We start from the raw sequence: 20,106 nt of genomic DNA on the forward strand, positions 1-20,106 counted from the left end.
CATGGCCAGCCCGTCCTCCCCTGCCCAAGTGCAGGTCCTGCACTACCACGGCCAATCCTTTGTCGTCGGTCTGCTCTGGCATCCGCTAAGCAGCCTCACCGGATACATGCGCGAAGCCCGCCAATTCGGACGGGAGCAGGCCATGGACATCGTTGCGGTTCGCCGCACGGACTCCATCATTCAGGCCGGATTTGCGGCCCGCAGTGCTGGGGCAGTCAAGGGGATGTATTCGCTGGCCGCAGTCCTGGCCGGACAACTGGGGGACTCCTGGATTGCCGCCTGGCGCATCGCGCCCAATGAAGATCGCTACGGACTGGTCGCAGTATTTGAAGGCGCAGTGATTCCCGGCAGCGACCGTGTTGGCAGCGCCGAAGACATTCAACGCAAGGTGGAGCAACTGCTGGGCCGTTCCATTCATTTCGCCGAGACCTTTTTACCAGAGGAATTCCAGCGCGGTGGTCGCCCCCTGGAGATCGAAGCCCTGCTGGAGCCCCGCCATCTGCGCCGCGAACATCGTCTGCGTCCGCTTGTATTTGGTCTATCGCCTGGCGAACGTATTCGGGTCGCCGGGGTGGGAATCCTGCTGATCGCAAGTCTGATCGGCTGGCAACAATGGGATGCCTACAGCAGCCGACAGATAAGGGAGGCCGCCATCGCCGCCGAACAGGTACGGCTGGCCAAGCTGGCCGAACTCAATGCCCGAGCACCTACCGAGCAATCCCTTCAGGCCCTGGAGCATCCCTGGGCCACACGCCCGTCGGTCGATGCCTTGGTCGAAGGCTGTCAGGCTGCGATCGACGGCCTGCCGCTGAGCATCGCCGGTTGGGTTTTTGTCACTGCCATGTGTAATGGCGAACTGCTCTTGGCCACCTACAAGCGCACAGGCAACAGCACGGCAGCAGGCTTTATTCAGGCCGCGCATGGGTATTTCGCCGACAGCCCGGCGTTTTTCGATCAAGGCAACAGCGCCACATTGAGATCCAGCCTCTCGTTACCCCTGGTTGGGGACGAGACATTACTCAATGCCAGCGATGCCCTGGCTGGTCTGACGTCATGGCTCCACGAGCGAAGCCTGAAACCCACCCTCAAGGAAATTCCGGTTCAGGTGAGCAAGCCCCCGGCGCTGCCCGGACAACCTGAATCTGCGGTTACAGCACTGCCGGACTGGAAACACTTTGAGCTGACATTCAGCAGCGACTTGCCGCCTGCGGCGTTACTGCATGATGTGCCAGGCACCGGCTTTCGCCTGAACAGCATCACCACTCAATTGCAGAACTACCAATTGAGCTGGTCTGTAACAGGAGACTTGTATGCACGCTAACTTGCTGTCGCTACTGCTGTTAGCGACCAGTCTGAGCCACGCAGAATCTGCAATCTCGGTGGGAGAACTGTCAGCGGTACAAAGCCAAACCTACCTGTACAAAGCGCAGGGCGAACGGGCCAAGGCACTCCGGGCGCTGGAAAGTGAAGGCGGGACATCGTCAGGTACGGTCACGTCCGGCAACAGCGAACTGCCGCCACCCGTGATCAAACTGGTATACGGGCCACCTCAGGCATTACGCGCCACCCTGCTCTACAGCGCAGGTTATGAGGTGGACGCCCGGGTGGGCGGCCCGGAACTGCCGGGGGGTTATTCCGTGTCCAGTATCAGCCTCGACAGCGTGGCGCTGAGCAGGGCCGGTAAGCGCTACCCACTGGGCTTTGCCAGCACAGCACCCACGCAGAAAGATACGGGCATTGGAACACCGTCACAGCCAATGGGCTTGCCCGGGATGCTGCCTGGCCAGCCAGCACCGGTGTTTCAACCATGAACGCCCAGGAAAGCACGGTGGCGTGCGAACCTTCGCACCTGCTGACTGCGGCGGGAGAACCTTGGGCTCTCAATGACGAATTGCGCCAGCTCTGCGCTCTGACAGATACAGGGGTGCTGTTTGTGTCGGAGCAGCACCTGACCGATCCCTATGTGATGGCGCTGATGGACCGCCTCGAACGCGCCAATGTCGCCTTTGAGGTCAAGGCCTCGAGCATGAGCGAAATTCACAACCTGTATATGGTTCAAACGGTTCACGCGCAAACCCTGTCAGCTGCCACCAGTACCCAGCGCCAGCAGGAGGTCATCGCCCTGATGGGGCGCGCGCACCAGGCCAGGGCCAGTGATATTCATTTTGTGGTCGGCCATGACATCACCCGGATCTTTTTCCGCATCCACGGCTTGCTCACCGCCGCCGGGGAAATCCCCAGTTCCAGGGGCCGCGAGTTGTGCTCGGCGTTGTACAACAGCATGTGCGACGTGGCCAAGGAGCACTACCAACCCGAGATCAGTCAGGATGCCCGGGTCAGTCGCCAGTTTGTCGACCAGCTCGGCCTCTTCGGCGCGCGGGTATCCACCCGCCCTCTGGTGGACGGGCCCCTGATGGTGTTGCGCTTGCTGTCGGATGACAAGTCCAGGCAGGCGCTGGAAGACCTGGGGTTTCTACCCGTGCAGATCGGCCAGCTCAAACGCCTGTGCCGCCTGCCCTATGGAGTGAATTTCATCACCGGCCCCACTGGCTCCGGCAAGTCCAAAACCCTGCAGGTCAGCCTCAACCTGCTAGCCCGGGAGATGGCTGGCACCCGGCATATTCTCACGGTCGAGGACCCACCTGAATATCCACTGTTGGCTAATCAGTCACCCTTGGGAGCTGACGAAACCTGGGTACAAGCCATCGCCAACTCCATGCGCCTGGATCCGGATATTTTGATGTACGGCGAGGTCCGCGACTTGCCGTCGTGCATCGCCGCCTTCACCGGCGGCCTGACCGGCCACCTGGTACTGTCGACCTTGCACACCAACAACGCTGTCGCTTCCATTCAGCGGCTGATCGATATGGGCATGGACATCAGCCTGGTGACTGATCCCGCACTGCTGACCGGGATCATCAACCAGTCGCTGCTGCCCGTGCTCTGCATGCACTGTCGCAAACCCGCCATAGATCACCTGCCGGAACTGGACACTGAACTGGTGCAACGCCTGCAACGGCTCACCACCATCGAAGACGTGTGGCTGCAGGGTGATGGCTGCCGGCACTGCCAGGAACTGGGCGTGACCACCCGCACCGTAGTCGCCGAAGTACTGGTCTGCACCCACGGCTTTATGCGCATGTTCCGCGAACAAGGTGCCGGGGAGGCGCGCAATTACTGGGTACGGGAGATGGCGGGCATCACCAAGACCCAGCACACCCTGAGCAAGGTACGCGCCGGTCTGATTGATCCGCGCATGGCCGAAACCATCGTCGGCCCGCTGGATTTTGATCAGTACATTCTGGAGGCCGATCATGCTGGCTAGTCTGCTGGACCGCTCTGGCGCACTGGCTGACGCTTGGTGCCGTGGCAAATTTCGAACAAAAGAGAAAATCCAGTTCTACGAGAGCATGGTGGCGTTGCTGGAAAACGGCGTGACGCTCAATGAAGCCCTGAAAGAAGTCGGCGACGTCTACAGCAGCCAAGGGAAGCACCCGCGCCATCCGATAGCCCTGGCCTGTTCGGCCATGGCCTTAAGTGTGCAAAACGGCAAAAAACTGGCTGATGCCTGCCAGGCCTGGATGTCCTATCAAGAGGTGGCAATCATCGCCGCCGGTGAGCGCTCGGGCAATTTGCTGCAGGCGTTTTCTGATTGCGTGCGCATCCTTGAGGCCCAGCAGAAAATCCTCTCCCTGGTGCTGTCGTCCTCGTTGTATCCGGCCCTGCTGTGGAGCCTGATGGCCTACTTGCTGCAAGTCATCGCGACGAAAATGGTCCCCGCTCTGGCCCGACGTTCGGATCCCGAGTCATGGACCGGCGCCCCCGCCCTGCTCTACTGCATCGCCAACTATGTGGATCAATGGGGCCTGGTCACGCTGATCAGCGGAGTGCTTTTGCTCATTCTGGCGATCCTGACCCTGCCCTACTTCTGCGGGCCGTTGCGGGTAGTGCTGGAGCGCTTGCCTCCGTGGTCGATCTACAAAACCCTGCACGGCTCGACCTTTCTGCTCAACATCTCAGTGATGCTGCGCGCCAATATCAATCAGGTCGAAGCCCTCGACATTCTCAAGCTCAACGCGAAACCCTGGCTGCGCGAACGTTTGGTGGCCGCCCGTTATGGCGTGCGCATGGGCAAGAACTTTGGCGAAGCGCTGCAACTGGCCGGGCATGGCTTTCCTGACCCGCAGGCCGTGCAGTTCTTGTGCGTATTGGCCACGCGTAAAGGGTTTTCTGAAGCCATCCAGCGCTTCAGCCAGCGCTGGCTGGAAAACTCACTCAAGCACATGGAGCGTTACTCAAAAAGCCTGCTGATTATCTCTTCAGTCGCTATCGGTTCATTGATGGTTCTCGTGCTCGTGGGGACCTACAGCCTGCAAAGCGACATTACCAGCGCCTTGCAGCGCTAACCCACCACAAGGAAAACCACCATGCACGCACCTGCTCGTACCCTACCCGCCCAGCGCGGATTTATTGATTTGACCATGCTGTTTGTCCTGATTTGTCTGGCGATCGGTATCGGTTATGCGCTCTACAATGGCGGCGCCCTGCTCAGCAGTTCCGATATCAGCAATGAGCAATCCAACATTGCCCAACTCATGGCCAACACTCGAAAGCTCAAGGGCAGCAACGGCTACGGCACCTCTGGAACCAATTTGGTGGACCAACTGGTTGCCAGTAAAGGCCTGCCCAACATGAGCGTGTCGGGCGGCATGCTGTTCAACGCCTGGAATGGCACGGTGAGCGTCACCTCCGGCGGCATGACCTTCACCGTGACCGAGAACGGCCTGCCGATCGATGCCTGTATGACGCTGGCCACGAAGGTCAGTCGCGGCCCCAAAGTCAGCACTTCGATCAATGGTGCAGCCACGGTGTCCGGCGAGGTCTCAGCGGCCGCAGCTGCGGCCAGCTGCACCGACGCGGACACCAATTCCGTGGCGTGGACGGTGTATTGAGGATCTGGCATGAGCTGGATTACGCAGGCCGATTTCGTCGGCCTCTACCCGGGCGACGGTTTCAGCGACGTCAAACGCCTGTGCGGTGCCCAATTGCTCGCTGTTATTTGCCAAACCCTGGAGCCCCACGGCACGCAGCGCACCCTCACGGTGAAGAGCCGGCGGTTCAGTGGTGAAGACGGCCCGGGCATCCGCGAAAAAATCCGCACCGGCCAAGTGCAGCAGATTGATCAGGATGTGGGAAATCAGTCACAACGGAGCTTATGGGGATGAACCACCGCACCCGCTCTCGCCCGCAAAGCGGCTTTATGGCCGTGGAGATGATGTTTGTGATCATCGCCTTCAGCCTGATGAGTGCCATCGGGGTCAGCCTTCTGGCCAGCCGTATGGACTCGCAGAACTACCAGATTGCCGCCCAACAACAGCAAGTCGTCGCCGATGCCGCTGCCCGCTACCTTAAGGACCACTTCAGTGCGGTACTGGCCATCGCCACACCCACGGTACCGGCGCAGATCACCGTCGAGATGCTGAGTAACACGCGGTATTTGCCCGATGGCTTCAGCGATAAAAACGCCTATGGACAGACATTTCTGGTTTTGGCCCGCAGCCCGTTCCCCAACCAACTGGAATCAATTCTCATCACCACAGGTGGGGAAAGCATCGACGAAATCGGCACTCGCGAAATCGCCGAGTACCTGGGCGGCACCGGCGGTTTCATCCCCGTCAACCAGACCGACATCATCCAAGGCATCCGTGGCGGCTGGCAGATTGCGCTGAGCAACTTCGGGGTAGACCCCGGTGTAGGCCACACCGCCAGCGCGCTGTTTCTGCAAGATGGCGCACTCGCCAATGACTACCTGTACCGCAATGCCATCCCCGGCAAACCCGAGCTCAACCGCATGAACACCACCCTGGACATGGGCAACAGCGATGTGAATAACGCGGCTCAGATCCGCGCCAGTGAGGTCCACGCAGGTACGGCCCGCATCGAGGGGGAAACCTACACCGGCAACTGGTTTCGCACCGAGGGCGACAGTGGTTGGTACAGCGAAAAATGGGGGGGCGGCTGGTACATGTCCGACGCCAGTTGGGTGCGGGCCTATGGCAATAAAAACGTCTATACGGCTGGCCAGGTTCGCGCAGGCACATTGACCGCCGAAGGTCGCACCGAAGTGGGCGAATATATCCAACTGGTGGGGCTGGCCACAGAGAACACTGCCTGCTCACCCAATGGGCTGCTCGGGCGTGACACCACTGGCGTGATCCTGTCGTGCCAGTCCGGCGTGTGGAAAGGCGCCCGCGCGGGCCCCGGCAAACTGGCCGGGGCCGGGGCCTATCGCGGCTCCGTCACCCGTACCAACACGGCCTCAACACCTATTTTTGTCACCGCGTATGGCGGCAATGGCGTGGGAGGAACCTGTGGCAACCGCTACCAAATGAGCGCAGCGGTGTTCTATGGCAGCTGGATCACCGTATCAGGCTCCGTACACACCTACGACGTAGGCAACAAGATGACCTCCACTGGTTTTATGGTACCGGCGGGCAGCGCGTATACCGTGTCGTCCTACCCCTACCAGTGCGGGATGGGGGTTATTTACCTCACTGAGTTCACACCGTGAGTCATAAATGCCGAGGGCTAGGAAATGGCACTTCACTGGCTGGTTTTAGCGGTCACCGCGATGGCCTTGGGCATCGTAAGCGAACAGTCGCAACGGGCCGAAACCTTGGCGTGGCATGGTGACGTGTCGGCGATCTCGTACAACCTGTTGGTCTATCGCCAGGCACTGGCCACCTATGCTCAAAGCAATCCCACAATGACCGGCAACGTGGCGGACTCGACCTTGCCCCTGCCGAGCTGGTTTGTGCATTTACAGGGGGTTGAGGGCTTAGTGGCGGCGGGATTGAGTTACTCCTACTACCCGCAACCGCCAGCGGGGTTGGCGCGCAAACTGGCTGACCTGACACAGGGATCAATTGCTGCGGGCCTTAACATCCAGGGGCGCCTGGTCAACCCGGACACAGGGGTAACGCTGATTCTGCTGCCTGCGGCTGTACCCGAAGGTGCTGTCGTGCTGTATCAATAACTACAATTTGGCAGGCCAATTTATCTTGTGGCACACTTGATTCACAAACAGATTTCACCTCGCTGGCTACTGGCGGTCATCAGTAGCACCCGACGATGGCTTTTAAACATCGTCCCCAAAGCACGCTGAGCTCCGGGAAGGGCGTGCGGATCTGGATGAAAATTCTCCCTGTGTCTCCCTGTTCCAAGCCAGACACGCAGCCGTCCACTCGTGAACAGCGAGTTCAAAGGCACATAGGGTTTTCTAGAGGTTCGAAGCACCGTCGACTTAGGGCCGCACTGGTGTTGCGGCTCATACTTTTTAAAGCACGCCGACAGGTAACCTGAAGATCTTGAGAAGGATCGTCAGGCTACCTGTCGGTAGCGGCTTGTCCCTGCCGGTGGCCCGCCGGCGAAACGCAGGGCTCCCTTTGTACGCGGATGCGTGCCTTATGTTTGCTGGCCTCAGCCACGATGATTGGCCAGGTAAATCTGAACCGTCACGATCACAGCCCAGAGATCTACGGCGCTTCACGTTTTGCAGGTGGCATGCTGGTCTTAGAATTTTTTTGAACACACATAACCGAGAACAAGGTTGGTTCGTTGCTCTCGGCGCATTCTGGTTGAAGGTTGAGTGCAACATACTTGAGCGAAATAGAAGGTATTTGGGAGAATTCCAAGACTAATGTTTTAACATAACCCCTAAAAAAGAGGGGGGGGGGGAACCCCCCTCACAAAATCAAGCAGACATAAGTAACAATTGTGACAGATCAGAACTCAAGTTAGAAACGAGAGCATGAGCCTTTGAAACATCAATAGAGGTAACTAGTAGCGCAGGAGTGAATCGCCCCGGGTTTCCTAGACACTCTCCAGGCTCGCTGCGTAACGCTTTTCAAACTCTACCGGTGACAGCTGATTGTTGAAACTGTGGCGTCGTTTTGGGTTGTAAAACATCTCGATGTAATCGAACACATCATCCCGAGCATCCTGGCGTGTAGTGTAGATTTTACGCTTGATCCGCTCCCGCTTTAGCAGCTGGAAAAAGCTCTCCGCTACAGCGTTGTCGTGGCAGTTACCTCGACGACTCATGCTGGCTACCAGGTTGTTAGCTTTCAAGAAGCTTCGCCAGTCTGAGCTGCTGTACTGACTGCCTTGATCCGAGTGGATCATCACCTCTTGCTTCGGCTTACGTCTCCAAACCGCCATCAGCAGTGCATCAATGGCTACGTCGCTGGTCATCTGCGACTTCATTGACCAACCAATGATCTGGCGTGAAAACAGATCGAGCACCACGGCCAAATACAGCCAGCCTTCATATGTTCGGATGTAGGTAATGTCTGTGACCCAGACTTTGTTGGGTTCTCTGACATCGAATTGGCGCTTCAGTAAGTTCGGTGAGGCAACGGCTGGTTTACCGCCATATTTTCCCGGCCTCCGTCGATACCCAGTCTGAGAACGTAAACCTTCAAGGCGCATCAACCTAGCTACCCGGTGACGGCCACAGCTCTCACCAACCTCTCGCAGGTCATCATGGATCTTGCGATAGCCATAAACACCACCGCTTTCCAACCAGGAGTGTTTGATCAGTCCAAGCAGTCGCTGATCGTCCTTGGCTCGCGCAGATTTTGGTTCTGATAGCCACGCGTAGTAGCCGCTGGGATGAACCTTGAGCGTCAGGCAAAGCCGTCGAATCGCGTAATGACCCGCTTGCTGCTTAATAAAGGCGTACTTCAGCCGCACTCCTTGGCAAAGTACGCGGCGGCCTTTTTTAAGATGTCTCGCTCCTCCGTCACCCGTTTCAGCTCGGCCCGTAGACGACGAACCTCAGCGCTCTGATCATCCTCCTCAACGCGCTGTTCCTGGGGCTTGGTGTAGCGCTTAACCCAAGCATAGAGGCTGTGCACGGACACACCCAATCGTGCAGCCACCTCCGAGACAGGAAGCTTCTTTTCGGTCACTTGTTTGACCGCCTGGATTTTGAATTCTTCGGGATATCGCTGGTTGCTCATGGCACCTCCTAATGGGCCTCATTTTAAGGCTTGGAGGTGTCTACGAAACTAGGGGCGATTCAGAGACACTGGGGAGTCACTGTATATATCATAATTTTTATTATGAAAATGCCTAGTTACACCTTCATGAGCCGGATTGATTATCATCAAAGCCCTTGAACGATTAACACCAGTTTTCTTATGATGTATACCATGTATATATTTCATTGTAAGATCAGGCAGATAGGTCTGAAAGGCTCTTTCCGAATCAGTGTACTTCGCATCAATAATTATATAAGTTGGCTCAGCATTAGCACTACACACTTCTATCATAAAATCTGGGCGACGCTGTGAGTAACGACCATTCTTGGACCTTTCCTTATAGAAAACCCCACTGCCACCCTGAACATTAAATTTATAATTCTTAGTCCACCCCTCGGTGTTCACCAACCCTTCACTGGAAGCTTTATCATGTTCTGACACCCATATCTCGGGCTCATACATAAGTTTAACCGTACTATTTCCTGACTTATATTCAAACAAATCTCCCTCCTCAGAAATAGCAACTGGCGTCAGCGGAACCCCCTTCAGAGTCATTTCCCCCAGCTGACTTTTAATGACACAAAGAACATAATACTCAAATAGTCGCGGTATATCTTTAATAGAATTTAGCTCGTCTTGCACCCCCCAATCTGGATTACCATACCTATGCCAAGATATGAATCTACTGAAGACTTGATGGTACAAAAAATTCCTCTTCGCTTTTTGCGTAAAATAGGGAACACCCATATGTAATTTACTAACAATAACCTTGCTTTCAAACCACGCACGCAGTCCATGCAAGTCCTTTAGCATGTGATCACAAGCGATGATTTTGTTAGCATTTATAGCGACTGAAAATTTGCGCACTTGTGAAAAAAATGAAACATAACCATCTAAGTGAAAAGCGTTCTCTATTGGTCTTGCATGCGCGTTAGAAAGCTTATCTCTGATTTTTTTTACAGCCAGTATGAGAGACAATAAGAAGCCATGCACAACTCCATTTTCGTACAAATCCGTACTTTCATAAAAAGTTGTTTCGACAATCTTACTTGCACCATAGTTTTCCTCATCATAAATCAATAACGAGTCTTCATGGGAGTCAACCCCAAATAAATAGTGTGGATTTTCTGTAACCCACCACATGGATGCCTCATCAACTAGAGTTTGTTGATTCGGAACAACCAAACGCTCACTACGCTTTAAATTTGTTATCGGCCGCTTAGACAAATCCGGCAAAATTTTCTTTAAAAAAACTATGTTATTTTGAATTTTATCAATTAGAAACTGATCGGTTTTTCCACCCTCCGTAAATCCAGCGCGCAACCTCGTAATCCTTATTGCGCTGGCAAGATCTCTTCCATCATGCCGGGACAAGAATTCAAGCATAGACGTTACACGATCAGCATTTATTTTCTTCGCCAACACCTCTAAAGGCTGCATATTTAAGACAAACAAAAACCGTGAAGGGTCATCAGGATCCTTCGCCGCAATTGATAACTCAGCAAGCCCATAATAATTATGAAAAAAAGCCTCTTTCTTTCTTCCATAAGTTTCTTTTGGGTGCCACTCATAAACCCAACACCCGTCCACAAAAAAACGCGAGGTAAATAACACCTCATTTTCATGAAGCACCAACGATAACGTGGGTATATCCTCATCTATCGTCGCCCTAAAAACTAAAACTTCATCTTCCTGCACAGCTAATGGAGTTTCCAAAGCAACAGAGGAATCTAGCAAATTGAATATTAAACCTTTCCGCTTCCCATGAACTATCTCTATCTCTAGCATAAAATATACTCAGAAAAAGGAGTATGAGTCAGAGTAATCATCACCCGATTCAATAATACCACTTACCAATTTTCTCGAGATAGAGTAATCAAACTCATCTAGTTTAACTTCTAACTGTTTAAGACGCTCCCGCAAGCCTGGTCCATGACCACTTACAGCTGGCAAAATATGTTGACTGATAGCATAATCCAATGGCTGGCTTTTTTCGTATGATAATTGATTTGCAATGAAGCAATAACGACTGATGGCATTCGTCTTTCGCTTACTAAAATGTATTTGACCGCCCTTAATCGTAGAGGTTGATAGAATATCCAGGACCTGCTTTAACCGTACTTCATCTGCAAAATCCAGATAGTAATCCTCATCCTCTCCAGGAGTAAAAGCTGATCTAAGCTGCTCATATGGCACTGCCCCACGCAAAACCGAATCTGCAATTCTTGATGTGCTGGCAAAAGATTCATAACCCAAGTTGATAATAGCAGCACGATCTATCAACCGACTTGACAAACCCTCAACAGTAGAATCATTATTAATAGTTCCTATAAACCTCAAGCTGTTAGGAAGATCCAAATACCGCCCTTTCGCACTTGACATTCCCAAATCAATTTTTTGAGACTTTTCAAAATAGTCACATATCAACAAAAAATCTGACCAGTAGTGTTCAATACTTGATAAGTTCGCTTCATCCAGAAGCACCAATTTAAGACCATCAACATAATCAATCCCACTTTTAGCTTGCTTAGAAAAAGCACTCAAAAATTGAAATAGACCGCTTCGAGACGGTTGATAAGCATTTTTCAACGAGTTAAAGAAACCCAAAAGCTCACGACTTGATGTCCATCCACGTGCTACGGAAACGCTCAAGAAGTTATCCATCTCTATACTGCTTTTTTTAGAGTGAACAAGCCCCATAGCTTCGGCAAATCGATTAATCGTTGAGGTCTTACCTGTTCCCGGCGGCCCGGCAATGATAGTAAAATAGCTTTGCATCACGGTAACAACTAAATTCGCCATCTCGTCATAACTGTATGAGCGACCATCACCTTTAGAAAAATCATCTTTCAGGTTATTTATGTAATCCTTTCTTTTATCGCCTTCTACACTCTGCGGGTATTCAACAAGCAGCAGAGGGAATACTTCTTCCTGTTCTTCGCCGTGAGAACTCCCACTTAATAATTTTTTAACCATATCGATTTCAACCATTTTCTGGCTTGCCATCTTAGGATTTGTAATAAAGTTCTGCTGCTCCTCAACCAATTGACGAAGCCTATTAAGCTCATCCCTTTTATAATCGGATATATTGTCTAGCTTCGTGATTTCATCCTTCCTAGATTTTATATCTTTATACTCGCCGAGTGCAGACCTTAAGTCGCCCAGCAACTTCTCATTAGTTTCTATCTCAGTAACTATCTGCTTATTCCTATCCTTAAGCTTTACTTCCTCCTCTTCTCGAGATTTCGAATTTAGTTTTTCGATTCTCTCTTGCGCCTCAATCTTGCGTCTCTCATAACCTTCCTCAAGCTGCCTAAGCTCGGACTTCTTTACCTCAAGTTTACTTATAACATCAGCAGTCTCGCGCTCCGCTTTTTCACGACGGATCTCTTCACGATCTTCTATAGTTTTAATAGTCTCCTTTAACAGCTGCTCTTTATGATCCTCTACAAATCCTGCTAAAAACGCCTTACCAACTTTAGTATTCAAGTAATTAGTAACAATATCATTCCCAACACCCTCAAACTCCACATACTCACTTAACACGCTCTCCAACCGAGTTGTTCTATCACTATCTGTTGTTATTTTATTTTTCTTTCTATAAGCATTGATTAGATTGGCAAGCTTGGTAGCTTCGGTTTTCGTAAGGCTACCAACACCTCTTCCGAAATCATTCTTTGCAAACAACCTAATTAACGCTGCATCAGAAATATAGTCTTGCAGATCATAAGTTACTTGCTCTTTTGCTCGTTTCAACGAGGTAAAGTATATTCTATCAACACCTCCGCCAGACGTTCTTAAAATAAGCCCAGCATTAACAAGATCCCTCAACAAGAACTGCGCTACATAATATGTACTCAACGACAAAGGCGTTACACTTTGCAGAGGCGTTATTAAATATGTATCCTCATCACTTTGTGAAACAAATGGCCCAGAGACAATATCGTTATTCAAAATAAAAAATGGCTTGCTGCCAACATCAATACTTGGCCCATGTTCAACCCTGCCTGAAGCAATATCAGGCAGATCCATTTGTACTATAGGCAGATATGTATTGGTCTCGACATGAGCACTAAAGTACCCCATCGAATAGTACCTAGACCTATTTGGTGCATCACTATACTCTTCCACATCAGCTTCTTTAACATCGGTCAAAACAAATAGCTCACCATCAGCAAAACTTGAATGGATCTTTTCGTATTCTTTAGATATGAAAATCCTACTATTGTTTGGATAATTACTAATATCAACCGGAACCACAACCCCATCATCTTTCTCTATCGCAACAGGTATCACCGTCCCTTTATCATCGCCATTAAAACTGTATGATGCTTTATATACCAAAGTCCTTTCCATAACACCCTCATCATCATTCAATATTATAATTAACACGACCTACAATTTAGATTTACCACACCATAACAAGAAATGGCATTTTGACATCAATAGCAGGCGCGCTAAAATTACTCAATTCTGACTCGGGTGTCTACATTCATTTGGGCTCTTAAACTATTCATCCATCCAATAAAAATTCGATTCCCGCGACGATACCCAGTCCTTAGAAGAACCGAAGGTTTCATCAGATTGGATTTTAGCCATAAGGCCTATTGACATTACCGAAAAAACAAAGACCTTAAAATGGGTTGTACTTGCTGTCGCGGTAAGCCCTGAGCACAATAAGCACTGTTTTTAAAACCACAACCCTCTTGCCAATGTGAGAGGCAGCAGTTTTACTTTTTAACCTAAGCAGCTTTTAACTACACACATGTATTTCTTTCCAAGCTCAAAACAGCGTCAAAATCAAGATTGTTTTTAACGATTTCTTTTGCATGCTATAAACATCGACCTGAGAACCGTACGAAACCATACCGGCACCACCTGTCCAAAATGGACAAATTCAATTTAAATGGAAAGTCCAGCCCTCTAAAAAACAGGAAATATTCACTCAAGATTTAAACGCAATGAATATTGACAGAGCACGGCGTCGTTTCCATGCTTACCCCATGTCTCGCTGACGTCGTCAGCAACATGCCCAGTAGTCAGGATCCTTAAGGCTACGATGCGGTGTACCGCATGGATCCACACCCAAGATCGCCATAGCTTCCGGTAGCGCGATCAGTCGACAACTGTCGATGGAAGCACCTTCTCTCCCACCCATGACGGGCCTCCCCGTCTGGGCAGGCCTCTTGCATATTTTTGGAGGTCTGATGAAAACCGAACTGGCTCTCTATCAAGCGTTGATCTCGATTAACGTGCCTGAACAGAAAGCTCATGCTGTGATTGAAGCCCTGGAGACCGACATGTTTTCACGCTTGGCCACCAAAGCAGATATCGCTGTTCTTCGAACCGATCTTCTCGCTGAATTGAAAACCGACATCTCTCAGCTAGAGGTCAAACTCACCATCCGTATGGGCCTGATGCTGTCCGCAACGACTAGCGTCATGCTCGCGGCGATGAAACTAATGCTCTAACGGCACCCACCTGCTCTACCCACCTTCGCGGGGAATACTTTCCCTCAAGGGCGAAGCGTCTCTCCGCTTTCTGATGTTTCGAAACTGGAGAATCACCATGAACACCTCTCACACTAGCGAAGCCAAATTCTTCGACCTGCACACCACCGGCATCGGTTACCTCAACCGTATCCGCGAAGTTAAGCCCCGCGGCAAGGGCAAACCTTTTATGGCTGTGGCCATAGCTGCTCTGCACGGTTCAACTGATGAAGTTGAGTATTCCTACATCGATTGCAACGTGGTCGGCACTGAAGCTGAAAAGCTGATTCGACGCTGCCAGGTCGCGGTCGATGCCGGGAAGAAAGTGCTTGCGAGCTTTCGTGTCGGCGACATCTGGGCAGATGCCTTCACCTACGAAAAAGGCGATAAAAAAGGCCAACCTGGAGCCAGTCTCAAGGGGCGCCTGCTTTTTATCGGCTGGATCAAAGTGGATGGCGAAACCGTCTATGAAGCCAAACCGAAAGACTCTACTGAACCAAACAACGCCGAGAACGACTCGGTTTGCGACCCACAGAACTCTGATGCGCCACTGCGTCAGTCTGCATGATTGAAATCAAGGCACCCTCCGGGGTGCCACTTCAATCCTGAAACCGCTCCACCGCTGAACTATCACTCACGACATCCGTCACCGGGAAATCACCTCCCGGTCGGGTCAGGTGCTTTCCCATATCTGGAGATGCACCATGACTCACCTTCCTGCTCTCGCCCCACATCTACTCAAACTGCCAGTGGTATTAACCCCGCAAGCATGGGAGTCCGCCGTTCAATGGGATGAACACGACGGCGCTGACATAACCGTTCTGCGCTTGTGCAGGCTGCTGCTAACGGTATATCGACACCTGAATGAGCATCCCGAACAGCAAGAAATCCTATTCGGTTGCTACCCCCGCGGCAGACACAGCACTGACCCCAAACACAGGTGGCTCGGACTCAGACTGACGCAAAAGCAGGCCTCAGACGGAAGTTCGTACTTATGCCTTTCCCTCAGGAATGAAACCTCCCCCTTCTGACTTGAGCCACTCGGGCTCTTTCTCTTATCTGTCACGGCCTTGCCAATCAGGCAGGCCGCTGCCTGGAGCACACCATGATTACTATTGCAGGCCTGTTGGCCATCCATAGCGTCCTCGGCCGTCGAGGTCACTTCAATGTCGGTCACCTGTCCACATCCATCGGGGAATTCGTAGTCAAGGACGCCCTGTTGAATCAACACTCGCCTGGCAATTACTCGGGCGACTTTCTCATCACCGATATTCACCAAACCCACTACACCTCGGCCGGACGGCTGGTTATCGAAGTCCGCGCCAAGCTCGACAGCATGATTCTGAAAAACACTGGAGCTTCTGCTGGAGACGATGCCGAGGGGGCATCAAAACAGGAGTCAGGGCACGAAATAACCCCATGGGAGGCAGATACCGCAGCTGAAATGGCATTCCCTGTGGGCAACGTGCTGATCACCCGAGCCGTACAGAGCCTGATAGAAAACGACGAACTAAACCCTATCCCATATCTCAAGCGGCATGCTGTCGGAGATTGGGGCGAGATCTGTTCAGAGGACTGGGAAAGCAATCAATGGGCGCTTGAGAAAGGAGAGCGACTGTTGTCCTGCTACGACATCAACGCCGAAGGTGAAAGCCGGCTTTGGATAATCACGGAAGCGGATCGAAGCTCAACAACAATGTTGCTGCCTTCGGATTATTGATCCGACTTACAGGGCATGTACGACACTTAGGTGTTGGCATGCCCTTTAAGTTTTGTCCCCGCAAAAAAACAGCTCGCCCCCTCCAGGGGCCTTACTGGAGACTTACTTCAACAATCCAGCGTCGCCTCAAGATTAAGCAGCCACTGGTCGTTACGGCCTCTAACTTCTTCCAACTCGCCATCCAGTTGCTGATGCAAGGCCGCCAGTTCGCGATTGCGATTAACCCCCAGCGGATCCAGGCGATCAATCAAATAAACCACGAAGGTACTTGCCAATCCTGTCAGTGCGCCGATGATCACTGCAGAGACAATAGAGCCGAATGCACCCAAGCCTGGAATGGCCAGGATGTACTTCTCGATGATTTCCTCAAGCGCGACGCCACCAATGACTACAGCACCGGCAAGGACCACTTTCAGCGCTTCATGTGCCCCTTCGCGCATGCTCATACCCTTGCTCGGAAAGGCCAACATCTTGAGTGCTTGGAGCAAGGACATGAAGCCTTCGCGGAACATGCGAATAGCCCGTTTTCCGGTGGTCTTAAGGGTATTGAGAAAGACAGTGACAAGGTTTGACAGTACCCCGGCGACAAAGCCCGCACCTCCAGCAGCCAGAGCTACCTTCCACTGCTTGCCGACCCGTGTGGCGACCCGTTCCATGCGACTGCGCAACTCAGGCCACCAACTGTCATGCATGGCCCCTTTTCGATAAAAATCCTGTAGCTCGTCGAAGGTAGCGCTAAAGAATTCAACCAGCATCAAACCAAATGCTTGTTGAAAAGCCATCTTGCCGCCTTCCTTGATACTGGTATCGACAACGGCTTCGCGAAATTTCCCACCGTTGTAGTAATCGTCGCGCAGCTTGGCCTCGTATTTATCTCGGGCAGTCTTGTCTGCCGCAAGAAAGTGCTTAGGGTCGTCGGCAATGGTCTGTTTCTGTCGATGCAAATCCAGCTCGTTGCGTTCCTTCACCGTCAAGTCGGCTTTAGACTCGAGTTCCGTAATTCGAACTCTTCGCGCAGGGCTTTCTTTCTCAAGCTGGACGACTATGTCGTCGGCACGACGCTGCCCCTTAAACTTGTTAAAGCGCTCCTGGGTCGGATTGAGATTCGAGGAATCGTTTGCCATCTCCACACCGTCGCGACCGGCCAAGATACGCCCGGCATCATCATGAATCTCTTTGGCTGCAATCGTGTGATCGAGATTTCGCGGGTCAACATGTTTGTTTCCCATGGTCTTGCCAGTGTAGGTATCTTTAAGATTTCCTTCAGCCTGCGCCTTGGTATCCAGGGCATTCTTGGCGATATATCGCTTATCCCCATGATATTTCTTTGATTCGTACTCCGGCCTGTCGACATACTCCTGCCGAGCTGCTGCCGTGGCATACACGTCCTGGCGTGCGTTATGAATGGTGTCGACGTTACCGCCAATCTTGTCGTGTATCGCAACCAGCTTCCCAAGGCCGAAAGGCACAGCAACTGCCTGCAATACATCGCGGCGGCTGTCTCTGAGCAACTGGTCAAAACGCTCCTGGCTAAAAGTTTCACTGAACGTGCGCAACGCAGCATCGATGTCGGTTTCATTGACCTGAACATCGGCTTCAAAAACCAATGCACTGAAAGCCCCATCAATCCGTAGTTGATTGACCGGCTGATGAAACTGGGTCACTTGCTCTGCGTTCGGCAATGCCACGAGTATCGGCTGCTCGCGCAATTGCTCCTGCAGCTGGCGACGAGCCTTAAAACGCCCGATTCGATCCGTCATAAATCTCTCCGTCAGGCGCTTGCGCGCAACTGAACCCAGTGGGCCAAAAACTGCTGCTCCGCATCGTTTGCTTGATCATCAAGGTAAATGACAAAACGTACGATTTCCTGGAACAGGTCCTGGGCATCAGCACCCACCTGACTTGCGATGGCAAATGCTTCCTGAAGGCTTGGCGGTTGGGAGATCAATGCATCCAGCGCGGTACGTACTTGAGGAGGCAGCCATTTTGCGCCCATGCCCAGAATCAATTCATCGATTTGCTCCTGCTCGTCAGGGCTGACCTCGCCATCACAGGCAGCACAGGCTTGAGCCACGGCCTGCATGGCAATCAGCATGCGAAAATAGCCGTCGTTGTCCTTGATACGTGCAGCAGCTTTCTCTAACGCAGACTCAAAACGTTTCTCACGCTCAAGGCTGAGAATTTTCTCGCGCTCATCACCACTCGACGCCGACTTACCTGCATTTGAGCTTTCACGGTTTTTTCGAGCAGCCCAAAAGGTGCTCATTGACGAACCGAGGTTACTGACGTAATCGCGCGATCCATCAAAGCCGCTGCTGACAATGTCGCGGGTCGAGCTATAGGCATCCGAAACCACATCAGCGACTACATCGGCAGCACTCGAAACGGTACTGCGAGTGGCCCCATAAGCGTCGCAAGCCACATCACCGACCTTATCAGCTGCATCAGATACCGTATTACGAGTCACCCCATAGGCATCAACAGCAACATCGGCGACTTTGTCGGCGGCATCAACCACCGTGTTCCGAGTGGCTTCATACGCATCCGAGACTACATCTGACACCTTGCCGGCGGCATCGGAGACTGTATTACGGGTGGCGTCGAATGCATCAGCGACCAAGCCACCGGCACTTGAAACCGTCCCTTTTGTGGCGTCATAAGCATCAGACACGTTTCCAACAACCTTATCGGCCGCTTGGGAAACCGTGTCGAGAATCCTTCGGAACATGTTCAGCAATCCCTGTCAGACCTAAATAGACCTGGATTGTCCCTAACGCCCCGAAATGATGTCAATGAGCCATTAATCTGTAATTGGAATAAATTCATAAGCACACCCCCGAACGGGGGTGTGGAGGTCTCACCCTGCGCTGATGTGCCAGCCATCGACGGGGTTCCTACACCAGTTAGAGCCGCTGGCGGCAACTGGTTTCGCGCTCGTGGTCAATATTTATGATTCGTTATAAAAGATCAACTACCTGAACAGCATCAGCCTTTGATCAATATGCCGGGGAGATATCTCTAGATTGGTTCGTGCTGAGGGTCTCCTCACCCAATTAATTCACAAGGCTTTAAAAACCTATTTCCTGCTGCACCCCACAACCCAGATTGACAGGATGTCCTCGTTCTCACGCGAGGCCGCCCATGAAACTTCCACGTCCCACCCGCACCACATTGATCTTCAGCCTCTGCCTGATCGCCCTGGCCAGTGTATTGGCCTACGAGAATCACCAGCTCTCCCTTGTGAGCAATAACTTGGCATCCACCGCTGACAAGGATTCGCTGAACGCGCTGCTAACACGACTGGCCAAGGTTGATGAGCGGCTGGACGCCGTTGACGGCAAGCACCTGGTTACCAACGACGACTTCCGCTCGGGCCAACAGGCGCTTTCCAATCGCATCGATGACGTTCAGACGTATGCCAAGCAAGCGTCTGAAACCACCCAAGACCTTTCCCTGCGCGTAACAGCAGCCGAGGAACAGGTGATGGTGCTCAAGGCCAATATCGAGATGATCGATATCCGGCTGCAGGAACTGAGCAAGCCACGAACAACAGAGCCACCGGCGGCTGTTTCTCCAACCAAAACGGTTATTCGCAAGAAACCCACTCCTGCGCCCCAACCTCCTCCGTTCACCGTAATCGGTATCGAATATCGAGGTGGCGAGCGCTTTCTGTCCGTGGCGCCATCCGGCACGACACAGCTAAGCCAGATCAACCTGATCAGGCCGGGCGACGGGGTCACGGGCACAGCCTGGAAGCTCAAATCAATGGATGGCCGATTGGCCCACTTCGAAGTGGCTGGTCTGTCGAGAACCTTAACTGTTGAGCCATAGGAGGTCGCCGTGGCTGACTCAA

At 52.3% G+C, this 20,106-nt stretch carries 17 protein-coding genes; 12 read left to right on the forward strand and 5 right to left on the reverse strand.

The window, feature by feature from the left end:
* Position 1 precedes the first annotated feature (1 nt).
* Genes pilO2 through pilM form a run of 8 tightly spaced genes read left to right on the forward strand, consistent with a single transcriptional unit; the run spans position 2 to position 7,036 of the window.
* Entirely contained in the window at positions 2 to 1,321 is a 1,320-nt protein-coding gene (gene pilO2, locus BFC21_RS10785) for a type 4b pilus protein PilO2 (RefSeq protein ID WP_120266086.1), read from the forward strand.
* Positions 1,311 to 1,811 carry a type IV pilus biogenesis protein PilP gene (pilP, locus tag BFC21_RS10790; RefSeq protein WP_120266087.1) on the forward strand — a complete coding sequence of 167 codons (501 nt, stop codon included), beginning with the start codon at positions 1,311 to 1,313 and terminating at the stop codon, positions 1,809 to 1,811. Before pilO2 ends, pilP begins: the two co-directional genes overlap by 11 nt.
* Positions 1,808 to 3,325 carry a GspE/PulE family protein gene (locus tag BFC21_RS10795; RefSeq protein WP_120266088.1) on the forward strand — a complete coding sequence of 506 codons (1,518 nt, stop codon included), beginning with the start codon at positions 1,808 to 1,810 and terminating at the stop codon, positions 3,323 to 3,325. Before pilP ends, BFC21_RS10795 begins: the two co-directional genes overlap by 4 nt.
* Complete coding sequence (locus tag BFC21_RS10800; RefSeq protein ID WP_120266089.1) at positions 3,315 to 4,406, forward strand: type II secretion system F family protein; 1,092 nt, start codon at positions 3,315 to 3,317, stop codon at positions 4,404 to 4,406. Before BFC21_RS10795 ends, BFC21_RS10800 begins: the two co-directional genes overlap by 11 nt.
* A 21-nt stretch (positions 4,407 to 4,427) precedes the next feature.
* Positions 4,428 to 4,952: a type 4 pilus major pilin gene (locus BFC21_RS10805; RefSeq protein ID WP_120266090.1), complete on the forward strand. Its 525-nt coding sequence runs from the start codon at positions 4,428 to 4,430 to the stop codon at positions 4,950 to 4,952.
* 9 nt (positions 4,953 to 4,961) lie between these two features.
* The gene (locus tag BFC21_RS10810; protein WP_120266091.1) at positions 4,962 to 5,225 is read left to right on the forward strand and encodes a hypothetical protein; all 264 of its coding nucleotides are present in this window, start codon (positions 4,962 to 4,964) and stop codon (positions 5,223 to 5,225) included.
* A complete protein-coding gene (gene pilV, locus BFC21_RS10815; RefSeq protein WP_120266092.1) occupies positions 5,222 to 6,571 on the forward strand; it encodes a shufflon system plasmid conjugative transfer pilus tip adhesin PilV in 1,350 nt (449 codons plus the stop codon). Before BFC21_RS10810 ends, pilV begins: the two co-directional genes overlap by 4 nt.
* 24 nt (positions 6,572 to 6,595) lie before the next feature.
* Entirely contained in the window at positions 6,596 to 7,036 is a 441-nt protein-coding gene (pilM, locus tag BFC21_RS10820) for a type IV pilus biogenesis protein PilM (protein WP_120266093.1), read from the forward strand.
* 836 nt (positions 7,037 to 7,872) lie between these two features.
* Here the strand turns inward: pilM and BFC21_RS10825 are convergent.
* The 3 genes from BFC21_RS10825 to BFC21_RS10835 all read right to left on the reverse strand — a co-directional run bounded on the left by BFC21_RS10825 (position 7,873) and on the right by BFC21_RS10835 (position 13,400).
* Positions 7,873 to 9,023 (reverse strand): IS3 family transposase gene (locus BFC21_RS10825; protein WP_088500423.1). Its coding sequence is split into 2 segments (ribosomal slippage): positions 7,873 to 8,789 and positions 8,789 to 9,023, totalling 1,152 coding nucleotides; the frame shifts between segments, so codons are not numbered across the junction.
* A gap of 48 nt (positions 9,024 to 9,071) precedes the next feature.
* Positions 9,072 to 10,832 carry a DUF2357 domain-containing protein gene (locus tag BFC21_RS10830; protein ID WP_120266094.1) on the reverse strand — a complete coding sequence of 587 codons (1,761 nt, stop codon included), beginning with the start codon at positions 10,830 to 10,832 and terminating at the stop codon, positions 9,072 to 9,074.
* 9 nt (positions 10,833 to 10,841) lie between these two features.
* Positions 10,842 to 13,400 (reverse strand): hypothetical protein, encoded by a 2,559-nt coding sequence (locus BFC21_RS10835; RefSeq protein WP_120266095.1) that lies wholly within the window; start codon positions 13,398 to 13,400, stop codon positions 10,842 to 10,844.
* Between the two features lie 851 nt (positions 13,401 to 14,251).
* On the opposite strand from BFC21_RS10835, the gene BFC21_RS10840 reads away from it, so the two are divergent.
* The 3 genes from BFC21_RS10840 to BFC21_RS10850 all read left to right on the forward strand — a co-directional run bounded on the left by BFC21_RS10840 (position 14,252) and on the right by BFC21_RS10850 (position 16,253).
* Positions 14,252 to 14,515: a hypothetical protein gene (locus tag BFC21_RS10840; protein ID WP_120266712.1), complete on the forward strand. Its 264-nt coding sequence runs from the start codon at positions 14,252 to 14,254 to the stop codon at positions 14,513 to 14,515.
* A 97-nt stretch (positions 14,516 to 14,612) separates the two neighbouring features.
* Positions 14,613 to 15,101, forward strand: coding sequence for an STY4534 family ICE replication protein (locus BFC21_RS10845; protein ID WP_120266096.1), 489 nt, complete (start codon positions 14,613 to 14,615; stop codon positions 15,099 to 15,101).
* Positions 15,102 to 15,638: 537 nt separating this feature from the next.
* The gene (locus tag BFC21_RS10850) at positions 15,639 to 16,253 is read left to right on the forward strand and encodes a DUF3275 family protein (RefSeq protein ID WP_120266097.1); all 615 of its coding nucleotides are present in this window, start codon (positions 15,639 to 15,641) and stop codon (positions 16,251 to 16,253) included.
* Positions 16,254 to 16,360: 107 nt separating this feature from the next.
* On the opposite strand, the gene BFC21_RS10855 is transcribed toward BFC21_RS10850, so the two are convergent.
* Together BFC21_RS10855 and BFC21_RS10860 are read right to left on the reverse strand one after the other, a co-directional pair.
* Positions 16,361 to 18,013 (reverse strand): lactate permease, encoded by a 1,653-nt coding sequence (locus BFC21_RS10855; RefSeq protein WP_120266098.1) that lies wholly within the window; start codon positions 18,011 to 18,013, stop codon positions 16,361 to 16,363.
* Positions 18,014 to 18,024: 11 nt separating this feature from the next.
* Positions 18,025 to 18,981: a hypothetical protein gene (locus tag BFC21_RS10860; protein ID WP_162939312.1), complete on the reverse strand. Its 957-nt coding sequence runs from the start codon at positions 18,979 to 18,981 to the stop codon at positions 18,025 to 18,027.
* A 413-nt stretch (positions 18,982 to 19,394) separates the two neighbouring features.
* Between BFC21_RS10860 and BFC21_RS10865 the strand changes: the two genes are divergently transcribed.
* A complete protein-coding gene (locus BFC21_RS10865) occupies positions 19,395 to 20,084 on the forward strand; it encodes a methyl-accepting chemotaxis protein (protein WP_120266100.1) in 690 nt (229 codons plus the stop codon).
* The last annotated feature ends 22 nt before the right edge of the window (positions 20,085 to 20,106 follow it).

Origin of the sequence: Pseudomonas sp. TMW 2.1634 (assembly GCF_001703595.1) — a bacterium.
Classification (GTDB): Bacteria; Pseudomonadota; Gammaproteobacteria; order Pseudomonadales; family Pseudomonadaceae; genus Aquipseudomonas; species Aquipseudomonas fragi.

Coding starts and splice junctions, on each gene's coding strand:
- BFC21_RS10840 (WP_120266712.1), top strand. CDS start 14,252: ATGAAAACCGAACTGGCTCTCTATCAAGCGTTGATCTCGATTAACGTG.
- BFC21_RS10805 (WP_120266090.1), top strand. CDS start 4,428: ATGCACGCACCTGCTCGTACCCTACCCGCCCAGCGCGGATTTATTGAT.
- BFC21_RS10850 (WP_120266097.1), top strand. CDS start 15,639: ATGATTACTATTGCAGGCCTGTTGGCCATCCATAGCGTCCTCGGCCGT.
- pilV (WP_120266092.1), top strand. CDS start 5,222: ATGAACCACCGCACCCGCTCTCGCCCGCAAAGCGGCTTTATGGCCGTG.
- pilP (WP_120266087.1), top strand. CDS start 1,311: ATGCACGCTAACTTGCTGTCGCTACTGCTGTTAGCGACCAGTCTGAGC.
- BFC21_RS10865 (WP_120266100.1), top strand. CDS start 19,395: ATGAAACTTCCACGTCCCACCCGCACCACATTGATCTTCAGCCTCTGC.
- BFC21_RS10845 (WP_120266096.1), top strand. CDS start 14,613: ATGAACACCTCTCACACTAGCGAAGCCAAATTCTTCGACCTGCACACC.
- pilO2 (WP_120266086.1), top strand. CDS start 2: ATGGCCAGCCCGTCCTCCCCTGCCCAAGTGCAGGTCCTGCACTACCAC.
- BFC21_RS10800 (WP_120266089.1), top strand. CDS start 3,315: ATGCTGGCTAGTCTGCTGGACCGCTCTGGCGCACTGGCTGACGCTTGG.
- BFC21_RS10835 (WP_120266095.1), bottom strand. CDS start 13,400: ATGGAAAGGACTTTGGTATATAAAGCATCATACAGTTTTAATGGCGAT.
- pilM (WP_120266093.1), top strand. CDS start 6,596: ATGGCACTTCACTGGCTGGTTTTAGCGGTCACCGCGATGGCCTTGGGC.
- BFC21_RS10860 (WP_162939312.1), bottom strand. CDS start 18,981: ATGTTCCGAAGGATTCTCGACACGGTTTCCCAAGCGGCCGATAAGGTT.
- BFC21_RS10855 (WP_120266098.1), bottom strand. CDS start 18,013: ATGACGGATCGAATCGGGCGTTTTAAGGCTCGTCGCCAGCTGCAGGAG.
- BFC21_RS10795 (WP_120266088.1), top strand. CDS start 1,808: ATGAACGCCCAGGAAAGCACGGTGGCGTGCGAACCTTCGCACCTGCTG.
- BFC21_RS10830 (WP_120266094.1), bottom strand. CDS start 10,832: ATGCTAGAGATAGAGATAGTTCATGGGAAGCGGAAAGGTTTAATATTC.
- BFC21_RS10810 (WP_120266091.1), top strand. CDS start 4,962: ATGAGCTGGATTACGCAGGCCGATTTCGTCGGCCTCTACCCGGGCGAC.